We start from the raw sequence: 10,196 nt of genomic DNA on the forward strand, positions 1-10,196 counted from the left end.
GCAAGGAAGACGGAGCCCTGGCGGAGCAAGGAAGACGGAGCCCTGGCGGAGCAAGCTATGCGTTTATGTGCCATAAACGCGGATTCGGCCTAGCGCCTGCGGCTTCGGCCGTGGCACACTGAGGTGTGGGACCTCCGGGGGAGGGGCGCTGCGCTGGGCTGGAAAGGGGGACGGGCGTGGTTGAGAGCGATGAAAACGGCGGCACCGATGATGCTGCGAAGCCGCCCCGTCGGGTCTGGTCTTCGCGGCGCAAGCGCATTGAAGGTAAGACCCAGTACGTGCGTGTCTCCATGTCGGAGATGGAGCGCGCCAAGTTACTCAAACTTGAGGCACAAACGGGTTTGTCACCTTCGGCGATTCTGGTCGATGCGGCCTTGGGTACTGGAGATCCGGCTTCGTTGCAGTTGCGTAAGCAGGAACTGGCGACCCTTCTTGAGATGCGGTACCTGGTTGCTACAGCTGCGAACAACATCAACCAGGTCGCACGTCACCAGAACACGACGGGGGAGATGGCTTCGAACGGCCGCGCAGTAGTTCAGGAAGCCCGTGAGGTGATGGCGAAGATTGTCGACGTCATCGAGGAATTGAAGCCATGATCCCGAACATCACTAAGGGCGACCGTCCGGTCGGGCTGATGAAGTATCTGGTTGGTCCGGGCAAACGGAATGAGCACACCGACCCGCATCTGGTAACAGGCAGTCCCACCATCATGGCGTGGTTCGATGACGTGCAGCTGGACGAGAGCTCCGCTGTCATGGTCGCGAAGGAACTCGACCTGAACCGGCGAACCTTCGACGTGGAAGTCCCCAATCACGTGTGGCACTGTTCGCTCTCGGTGCGCGCCGATGAGCGGCCGGTCACCGAGCAGCAGTGGGCCGACATCGCCCAGGACTTCATGGACGAGATGGGTTTCATGGAGACGAGCGGTAAAACGCCCGTGCAGTGGGTTGCTGTCCACCACGGAACGAGCATCGCCGGCAATGACCACATACACATCGTGGCTTCCCGTGTGCGCTCAGATGGCACTAAGTGGCACGACGGGGCCGACTATGCGAAGGCGCAACGTGCGGCCCGTGGCATCGAGAAGAAGTACGGGCTGATGGAGTTGGGACAGTACGCCGAGCGCGGCTTCAAACCAGCCGAGCAAAGGGCCGGCCGCGAGCAGGAGCCGGCACGGTTCCGGATGGAACGACTGGTCCGTTCCAGCGCGGTCGCCTCGCAGCATGAGGCGGAGTTCGTGCGTCGTCTTCGTCGCAGCGGCTTGCTGGTCAGCGCCCGTTTCGCGGACGGCGGGAGAAGTGTTGTCACGGGTTACTCGGTTGCTGAAAGGCCTCCGAAGGGCATGCGTCCCATCTGGTTCAGTGGAGGGAAACTCGCCAAAGACCTCACCCTTCCCGCACTGCGAACAAGCTGGCCGGATACGCCGCAGCAGGCGCAGGAAGCAGCCGAGGAATGGTGGGCTGCGAAGCGCCACCACAGGATCGCGAACCCGGACGCCTCAGACATGAAACAAGGATCCCCCGTGACCTCGGAGGCGGGCCGGGCGTTCGATGAGGACCTGGCCAGGAAGCTTGCTGTGCAGCTGGCAGGAGCCCGGCGAGCGATGACGAAGGTCGCTCCAGAGGATCACCAGACCTGGGCGCATGTGGCACGTGAGACCTCCGGTCTGCTCGGTGCCTGGTCGCGGGCGACTGAACCAACGCCCGGTCCGCTGGCTGAAGCTTCGCGGGCGATGGCCCGGTCCGCTCACCGAAGCGGCCTGAAGATTACCGAACCTGTTGATCCGCCGTTGCGGATGGCCGGCACCACAGCCTTCCTTCTCGCTGCTACAAGCGCACCGTCACCGGTCGCCCAGGCACTGATCATGCAGCAGATGCTCCGCACCTTCGGCGCAATCCGCGCCATGCACGAAGCAGGGAGAGAACTTCGAGAAGCCAACGTGTTGACGCAAACGATCCGGATTCAGCTGGCCGCTGTCGCGGGACCGTTGCCGGATGTTCCCGAGCCGAAGCTGCAGCCCGCACATGATGGACTGAACCGGCCGGTCGGAGCCCTGACCGAGGTCGACGGGTACGCGGCACGGCAGCGCCAGCTCGAACAACACACCACACACGATCAAGGGATAGGGAGATAGTCGTGGACCACACACCAGATGGAGCCAATGACCTGCTGCGCGGGCAAGCACAAGCCGCGCTAGCTGTAGCCGGGAGGCTCGGGGAAATGCTCGCCCGTCAGCGGGCCGAGCGGCAGCAGGAACTGCAGCGTGCGGCCAACGAGGAACGCCGCCAGCTTGAGGAACGGTTCGAAGCCGAACGCGCTGTGATGCGTACACAGCTAGCGGCAGTACACGAGCCGCAGTTCTGGGACTCCGCGCAGCTCCAGGAAGTCGCCACCCACTATGCCCTCGCGCAGCAGTGGGAATCCTTCGATGACATGGCGCGGTTGTCCCGTGAGCACATGCACGATGAGATCAAGGTCCGGTACGACCTCACCCCGGAACAGTTCCTCGACAGGCAAGCAGCACCACCAGAGGCCAGTGTCTATAAAACCCAGGAGAAAGCAACCGAGGGGCAGGAAGCCCAGCAAGGCTCGGCCGGGGCCGAACAGCAAGCTGCCGTCATTGTCACGGGAGACCTGCAGAACGACGTCGACACGCAGAACGCTGCCACTGATGCCGCGGACTTGTGGGACACCGGTGACCGTCGGGTGAAACTTGCAGAGCGGCTCATGGACACGTTCGGGCACACCGAGGAAGGCAAGGAAGCCGTCACTGCCGTTCTCGCCGCAGACCGTGACCAGGGCACGCATCCTCGCAAAAGCGTTCGGAGTGGGTACAAGCTCGTGAAGGGGAAGAAGTTCACCGGCCGCGGTGCGGCCCGGGAGCGTGAGGTAGGGCTTGGCTAGGCGGCAATGATGAATAGCGCCGAGCTCGGTGGCATGCCATACCGGAACTACTTGCACTACGAAACGCGATCGATGCTGAAATCGCCTCGCTCGGACATAGTCGAACGGCGTCTTCCCTTGCCGGCTGAAATTGGGAGACATTGGGGTAGCTCCCTCAGCAGCAGTAGCGGTGGATAACCAATCAGGATTGTCCCCGGCTGTGGTCAGTCGAACCAATTGTCCAGACGGTCTCTGGACAATTGTGCAACAGAATGTTGCACAATTGCCGAGCACCCACCCGCGCAAGCTCATCAGCGGGCCGACCGTAAGGTTCGAATCCAAGACTGTGCGCTGGGCATGTGCAGGAACTGGCCTTTATGCTGCGTACAACAACGGTCTCCGTCGCGGGCGAACCGCAGCAGTTCCGTCAGTTCTGGCCGGGTGATGTCCCGGCCGGAGGCCTTGTCCATGAAGACTCGGTCCAGGACCTGGCCTTCGAGCTGACGTTTCTCGTTCTGGTCCAGGGTACTCACGCGCACGTACCCGATCCGCTGTCCAGTCACCGCGCCTCCCGCCCTGTCAGGTTATGTTCTAGGCCCGTTCCAAAAGAAAAGTCGAGAGATGCGGGCCCGTTCGTCAGGTTGGGGTGTACCCGAACTGGACGAACTCCTGCCCTTGCACCAGGTTCTCCGCAAGACAGTGACGTGTTTCCCTCGACCAACAACGTGTGAACTACGGGAGGCCTTAGCGGCGTTTTCGTCTGGTGGGATGGTCATCAGATCACTTACGGCTGGTAAGCAAGCAGACCCTGTTGGTTCTGCGTCCCTGAAGATGCGCGGGGGAAGTGTTGCAGCCCACCCATCCGCGTGATGCTGGAAGAAGGGGTGGTTGCCGTAGCCGAAGACAATAAAACCCTGCATGATCCTTGGCGGGGGCTGGCCGATGTTCCGGGGCGGCATCACCCCCTGCTTGTGCCCGGCGGGGCCTGGAGCGGTTCCACGGCAAGCGGTTCCTGCCCCACGGGATAGCTTCCCCCGTCCCGTCTCGGTAAGTTGCCGTCACTGAACAGCGGGATGTGGATCTGTTATCGGCACGTCGATGTCATGGCCCTGCGCCCGCAGGTAAACCACATGGCTGGCTGTTTCAGACACTGCCAGGCGCAGTGAGAAGGCCTGCAGGGACTCCCAGCCACGGGACCACGTGAGGTGGCGGGCGATGTCCCAAACGGTTTCGGGCCGATGCCGATCCAGGACCTGGAGGACCTCGTCCGAGCGTTGGCGGTTGTGTTCGATCAGCTGTGCGACCCGGCGTTGCATGCCGGCGAAACGGTACTCGTGCGCAGGGCAGACCTCCATCTCATCCTCGAACGCGATCAGGTTCAGGGACTCGTAGTAGTCCGCCAGCGGGTTGGGCGGGCCTGGCAGCTCCAAGGCTATGTGCGGAGAGATGCGCGGCAGTACGTGATCACCGCTGAATATCAGGCCGTGGGGTTCATCGACCAGACAGATGTGCCCCGGCGAGTGGCCGGGAGTGGTGACCACTCGCAGGCCAAGCCCCTTGGCTGGCACCAAGCCGCCATCGGGGAACCGGAGGTCCGGATCCGCGAGGTTCTGCAGATGGATGAGGCTGGGGCGGCCCATGGCCACCTCGGCCAGCCTGTCCGACGGCACGCCCCACAACGTCAGCTCCTCGCGGTGGGTGCGCAAGACAAGGTCAGCGTCATCGAAGGCAGTGAGCCGGCGCACTTCCCGGTCCCCCAAGGCAACCCATGCCCCCGATGCCATCCGCAGGCGGGAAGCCATGCCGAGATGGTCCGAGTGGAAATGAGTGACGACGATTCCCGTCAGATCGGAGACCCCTAGGCCGGCTTGCCGCAGGCCGGCGGTCAGATGATCCAGACCGGCGTCACTGTCCCAGCCCGGATCGATCAGGACCGCGTCGCCGTCACCCAGGAGCAGGTAGCTGAGGGTATAGCGCATGGGATTGCCAAGGAATGGAACGGGGATGGACCACACATCCGTGCTGAGCTGTTCAACGGGCGGCAGCACCTTGTTCTGCCACGCTTCCTTTTGGGCGCGGCCGGTGAGGGTAATCGGTGCCAGGCTTGGAGAGTTCACGCCACATCGCCTGATCTAGCCGGGATCCGTTCAGAGGCTTCGGCTGCCTCTGCCTCCTTCTCGGAAGCAGGAGCTGCGTAGCGCCATCTCGAGTGCGGATAAAGACTCGTCCAAACCTCAAACCCGGAAGCGGCGTCTATGAATTCCCGCTGAGATACGCTCTCCGGAGCAAGCCATAAACCGCTGCCGTCGGGCATCGCTTCATCAACTACCCCCCAACGATGCAACCTTCCATGCAGCCGGACCTCGACGATCTCGCCAACAAGGGACTGCCACTGGTCCGTGCGGTGCATGCTGGCGCGACCGGTCTCCTGAAACCCCATACGTCGATGTCTTCCTTTTCTGATGTCGGCCATTTTGTTAGTTTGATCGCTGCTGTCCAGTCCGGAGCCAGGATGGCCCCGACGTTTCAGAAGGCGTGCTCGGGGCCGGGGAACTGCCCGGAGCGGACCTCCTCGCCGTAGGCCTTAGCTGCGTCGCCGAGAGTGGTCCGAATGTGCGCATACTGTTTGACGAATTTAGCCATCTTTCCGTCGCGCAGGCCGGCCATGTCCTGCCATACGAGGACCTGCCCGGTGGTCGCATTCCCGGCACCGATGCCGACCGTAGGGACGGAAACTGCGGCATCAATCGCCGCCGCGGTTTCGGCCGTGACCATCTCCATCAGCACGCAAAAGGCACCTGCCTCCGCCAAGGCTACCGCGTCGTGGACCAGCCGCTCAGCGTCGTCCCCGCGGCCCTGCACCCGGTAGCCGCCCAGGGCATGTTCGCTTTGTGGGGTGAAGCCGATGTGGGCCATCACGGGGATACCTGCCTGGACCATCGCCCGGACGGTGTCGGTGTAAAAGCTGCCAACTTCGATTTTCACTGCGTGGGCGAGGCCCTCCTTCAGGAACCGGACGCCCGTGGCCACAGCCTGTTGCGAGGAAACTTCGTAACTGCCGAACGGTAGGTCGGCGACTACGAGGGCGCGCTTTGCCGCGCGCGAAACTGCCCGGCACAGCGGCAGCAGTTCATCCACCGTGACTGGCAGGCTGGTTTCATTTCCGAAGACGTTGTTGGAAGCAGAATCGCCGACGAGGAGTACCTCAATACCTGCCTGGTCGAAAATCTCCGCGGTGTACTGTTCGTAGGCCGTCAGCATGGCGAAGCGATGACCGTTGTCCTTCGCCTGCTGGAGGTGATGGGTTCGAATCCGGCCTCCGGTCCTCGTCGCCGTTTCCGTAGTCTGAACGCCGGTTTTTGAAGGGCCGTTTCCGTAGGGTGCCGGAACCTCCGCGGAGGTGCTTTCGGGGCTGTTACTCATAACCATGAGTCACTTCACCGCGCTGTTGTTCAACGCAAAGGGCGGGCGGACCAATCCAGGGGTGACTCCTGCGGCGGGATCGTTGCCGAGCTGGAGAATTCGGTTGCGCTGGTCTACGTGCACAATCTTGGGTTTGTAGGTCCTTGCTTCTTCTGTGGTCATGTTCGCGTAGGTAATGAGTATGACCGTGTCGTTTTCCTGGATCAGGTGCGCAGCCGGACCGTTGATGCCGATCACACCGGAGCCACGTTCGCCGGCGATGGTGTAGGTCTCCAGGCGGGCGCCGTTGGTTACATCGACGATCGCGACGAGCTCGCCCGGCAGGATGTCGGCCGCCTCCAACAGGTCCAGATCCACAGTGACCGAACCGACATAGTGCAGGTCCGCATGCGTGACTGTGGCGCGGTGGATTTTGGACTTGAACATCGTGCGAGTCATCAAATGCATAGAGATTACCCCTGAATAGTTAGAAGACGCAGGCTGCGTCGGTTGCTTGGCGAACAGACGGTGAGGTGCCGTGAACGGTGCGATATTGATGATCCGGGTGATCATCCGGCACCTCACCGCTGGAATCGAGATCAGAAGAGTCCCTCGGGTGCGGCGCCAGGTTTGGTCGATCCAACGTTCTACTGTGCGTGTCACGAGGGTTTTGAGGCTTCAGCGGAAGGCGGGGACGCCGGTGAGTTTGTTGCCCAGGATGAGGGTGTGGACTTCGTCGGTGCCCTCGTAGGTGCGCACGGATTCGAGGTTGTTTGCGTGCCGCAGGGGTGAGTAGTCCATGGTGATGCCGTTGCCGCCGAGGATAGTCCGGGCCTCGCGGGCGATCTTGATGGCCTCGCGGCAGTTGTTGAGTTTGCCCACAGAGACCTGCTCAATCTGCAGCGTGCCGGCGTCTTTTTTGCGGCCCAGGTGGAGGGCGAGCAGGAAGCCCTTGTTGATCTCGAGCGCCATGTCTACCAGCTTCTGCTGGGTCAGCTGGTATCCGGCCAAGGGTTTGTCGAACTGCATGCGTCCCTTGGAGTAGTCCAGGGCGGCCTCGAAGGAGTCGCGGGCCGCGCCCATGGCGCCCCAGATGATTCCGTAGCGCGCTTCGTTGAGGCAGGAGAAGGGGCCCTTGAGTCCGGTGACGTTCGGCAGCACCGCGGTTTCGGGCAGGCGGACATCGGTTAGGTCGATGTCGCACTGGATGGACGCGCGCATCGAGAGCTTCGGTTCGATCGGCGTGGCGGTGAAGCCCGGTGTTGAGGTGGGTACTACGAAGCCGCGGACTCCTTCCTCGGTCTGGGCCCAGATGACGGCGACCTGGGCGACGGAGGCCAGGCCGATCCAGCGTTTGGCGCCGTTGAGTACCCAGCCGTTGCCTTCGCGGCGGGCGTAGGTGGTCATGCTGCCCGGATCGGATCCGGCGGTGGGTTCGGTCAGACCGAAGCAGCCGATGGCCTCGCCTTTGGCCATGGCCGGGAGCCATTCCTGTTTCTGGTCTTCGGAGCCGTGTTTGTGGATGGCGCTCATGGCCAGTGAGCCCTGCACGGAGACGAAGGTGCGCAGCCCGGAGTCCCCGGCTTCGAGTTCCGCGCCGGCCAGGCCGTAGTCGACGGCGGACCGGCCTGAGCAGCCGTAGCCCTTCAGGTGCATGCCGAGCAGGCCCAGCTTGGCCAGTCCCGGGACGATCTCGAGCGGGAAGACGGCTTTTTCGTACCAGTCCGCGATGTTGGGCTTGATCTCGCTGTCCACGAAGGACCGCACGGTAGCCCGCAGGGCAAGCTCGTCTGCGGTGAGCAGGGAATCAAAGTCAATCAGGTCGCTGGTATCAGACATTTAGGGGCCTTTCACGGTGGAGGTTGAGTATTCGGGCAGCGAAGCTGCTGCCCCGGTGTTCGCCCGGGGCGGGGGAACCTGCCGGTAGCCGGGCGCGGTTCCGGAGAGCCGGATCGGGTTGGTTACTTGCCGGGATTCCCGGCCGGTGCGAAAGGTCTCATAAGGGGCGATGCTGGGGTGGGCGTTGCCTATCCGGGCAGGGGACTTCCCGGTGGCCAGCGTGGCCGTTCCCTGGTCACCACGGCTGCCAGCAGTGAGGAGAGTAGATTGACTTGTAACGGCTGACCGGTACCTGTGGCGTCACGTACGCGCAGGGCCATCAGAATGCCTGCCAAGGCGTTCGGCGGGTGAGCACGTCCACGAGGGCGACCCCGGCTTGGGGCGGTCCGGTCTCCGGTGAGCCGGTCATGCTTATCAGGCCACCGAGCGCTTGGACCAGGAGGTCGTAGCCGGGCAGGCCTGCTCCGGATCCTGTACCGCAACCGGAGATGGAGCAGTAGACGATTTCTGGCCGGTCCGCTGCGAGGCTGGCGTAGTCCAGCCCGAATTTCGCCATGATGCCGGGGCGCCTGCCGTCGTCGGGCTGCATTTACACGTTCCCTCTCTTGAGCTTGCTGATGAAGAATGCTTTTCATCGAGATTCCTTTTGGGTTTGACGATCAGGGAGATCGCTCATGGATGAGGGGGTTGGTGCTGCCGGACCGGGTAGTGAATGGCCGTGAAATTGGCTTCCCGCTGATGAGGGACTCTGTCAGCTACCTGCTGGCGTGGGGGTCGGTGATGCCGATGTATTGGGTGGTGATGTATTCGGTGATGCCTTCGGAGCCGCCTTCACGGCCGAGTCCGGAGTGTTTGACGCCGCCGAAGGGTGCGGCGGCGTTGGAGATGATGCCGGTGTTGAATCCGACCATGCCGAATTCGGTCTGTTCGGCTACGCGCAGGAGGCGGTTGAAGTCCCTGCTGTATAGGTAGGAGGCCAGGCCGTATTCGCTGGCGTTGGCGAGGCGGATCGCGTCCTCCTCAGTGGCGAACGTTGTCACGGGGGCTACGGGGCCAAAGACCTCCTGACGAAGAATGTCGGCGTTGTTGGGTACGTTGCCAAGGACCGTCGGCTGGTAGAAGTAGCCGGCCCCGTCGACGGGCGAGCCACCGGTGACAGCTGTGGCACCGGCGTCGACGGCGGCGCTGACCAAAGCGTGCACATCATCCCGGGCGTCCCCGTCGATCAGCGGGCCCACCTGCGTTCCGGGCTCGGTGCCGCGCCCGGTGATCAGTGACCCCATGGCGGCGGCGAACCGGGCGGTGAATTCCTCCGCGACGGACTCCTGCACGAGGAAACGGTTCGCGGCGGTGCAGGCTTCGCCCATGTTCCGCATCTTCGCGGCCATGGCTCCCTCAACGGCCTTGTCGAGATCCGCGTCGTCGAACACAATGAACGGCGCATTCCCGCCAAGCTCCATGGAGGTACGCAGCACGTTCTGCGCGGCATCGGCCATGAGGCGTTTACCCACCGGCGTTGAGCCGGTGAAGGAGATCTTGCGCAGCCGGGAATCTTTCAACAGCGGCCCGGAGATGCCGGAGGCACTGGAGGAAGAGACGACATTGAGCACTCCGGCGGGCAGGCCGGCATCGAGCATTGTCTGGGCGAACAGCTGGGCGGTGAGCGGCGTGAGCTTGGCGGGTTTCAGCACCATGGTGCAGCCGGCCGCGACGGCGGGAGCCACCTTCCGGGTCGCCATTGCCAGCGGGAAGTTCCACGGCGTGATGAGCAGGCACGGGCCCACCGGTTTGTGCTGGACCAGGATCTTGTTCCTGCCCTCGGGGGTGGTGAGGTAACGGCCGTAGTCGCGTACGGCCTCCTCCGAGAACCAGCGCAGGAACTCGGCGCCGTAGGTCACTTCGCCGCGTGCTTCCGCCAGCGGCTTGCCCATTTCCAGTGTCATCAGCAGCGCGAAGTCCTCGGCACGCTCTGTCACCAGGTCGAAGGCCCGGCGCAGGATCTCGGCCCTAACCCGCGGCGCCGTCCGCGCCCAGGACGCCTGCACGGCGTCCGCGGCGTCGAGGGCGGCCAC

Annotated in this window: 9 protein-coding genes and 2 pseudogenes; 4 read left to right on the forward strand and 7 right to left on the reverse strand. The window is 63.2% G+C overall.

What is annotated here, in order from left to right; all coding sequences use genetic code 11:
* Window positions 1–176 precede the first annotated feature (176 nt).
* Genes AC4D2M_RS15870 through AC4D2M_RS15880 form a run of 3 tightly spaced genes read left to right on the forward strand, consistent with a single transcriptional unit; the run spans window position 177 to window position 2,904 of the window.
* Complete coding sequence (locus tag AC4D2M_RS15870) at window positions 177–596, forward strand: MobC domain-containing protein (RefSeq protein ID WP_490892864.1); 420 nt, start codon at window positions 177–179, stop codon at window positions 594–596.
* Window positions 593–2,134, forward strand: coding sequence for a relaxase/mobilization nuclease domain-containing protein (locus tag AC4D2M_RS15875; protein WP_490892865.1), 1,542 nt, complete (start codon window positions 593–595; stop codon window positions 2,132–2,134). The genes AC4D2M_RS15870 and AC4D2M_RS15875 overlap by 4 nt, the downstream gene beginning before the upstream one ends.
* 2 nt (window positions 2,135–2,136) lie before the next feature.
* Window positions 2,137–2,904, forward strand: coding sequence for a hypothetical protein (locus tag AC4D2M_RS15880; protein WP_490892866.1), 768 nt, complete (start codon window positions 2,137–2,139; stop codon window positions 2,902–2,904).
* A 374-nt stretch (window positions 2,905–3,278) separates the two neighbouring features.
* Here AC4D2M_RS15880 and AC4D2M_RS15885 read toward each other — a convergent pair.
* A pseudogene (locus tag AC4D2M_RS15885) lies at window positions 3,279–3,446 on the reverse strand (recombinase family protein); the annotation flags it as partial.
* A 297-nt stretch (window positions 3,447–3,743) separates the two neighbouring features.
* Between AC4D2M_RS15885 and AC4D2M_RS15890 the strand changes: the two are divergent.
* A pseudogene (locus AC4D2M_RS15890) lies at window positions 3,744–3,934 on the forward strand (hypothetical protein); the annotation flags it as partial.
* A 7-nt stretch (window positions 3,935–3,941) separates the two neighbouring features.
* Here AC4D2M_RS15890 and AC4D2M_RS15895 read toward each other — a convergent pair.
* From AC4D2M_RS15895 to AC4D2M_RS15920, 6 genes are all read right to left on the reverse strand, one after another.
* On the reverse strand, window positions 3,942–5,000 hold the full coding sequence (locus AC4D2M_RS15895; protein WP_490892867.1) for an MBL fold metallo-hydrolase: 1,059 nt from the start codon (window positions 4,998–5,000) through the stop codon (window positions 3,942–3,944).
* Window positions 5,001–5,409: 409 nt separating this feature from the next.
* Window positions 5,410–6,312, reverse strand: coding sequence for a 3-methyl-2-oxobutanoate hydroxymethyltransferase (gene panB / locus AC4D2M_RS15900; RefSeq protein WP_490892868.1), 903 nt, complete (start codon window positions 6,310–6,312; stop codon window positions 5,410–5,412).
* Window positions 6,313–6,315: 3 nt separating this feature from the next.
* Window positions 6,316–6,744: an aspartate 1-decarboxylase gene (gene panD / locus AC4D2M_RS15905; protein WP_490892869.1), complete on the reverse strand. Its 429-nt coding sequence runs from the start codon at window positions 6,742–6,744 to the stop codon at window positions 6,316–6,318.
* A gap of 219 nt (window positions 6,745–6,963) precedes the next feature.
* Entirely contained in the window at window positions 6,964–8,124 is a 1,161-nt protein-coding gene (locus AC4D2M_RS15910) for an acyl-CoA dehydrogenase family protein (protein ID WP_490892870.1), read from the reverse strand.
* 319 nt (window positions 8,125–8,443) lie between these two features.
* The gene (locus AC4D2M_RS15915; protein ID WP_490892871.1) at window positions 8,444–8,713 is read right to left on the reverse strand and encodes a CoA transferase; all 270 of its coding nucleotides are present in this window, start codon (window positions 8,711–8,713) and stop codon (window positions 8,444–8,446) included.
* 166 nt (window positions 8,714–8,879) lie between these two features.
* On the reverse strand, window positions 8,880–10,196 hold a 1,317-nt coding region (locus AC4D2M_RS15920), incomplete at its 5' end, for an NAD-dependent succinate-semialdehyde dehydrogenase (protein ID WP_490892872.1).

Source organism: Arthrobacter sp. TJ-270 (assembly GCF_058269075.1).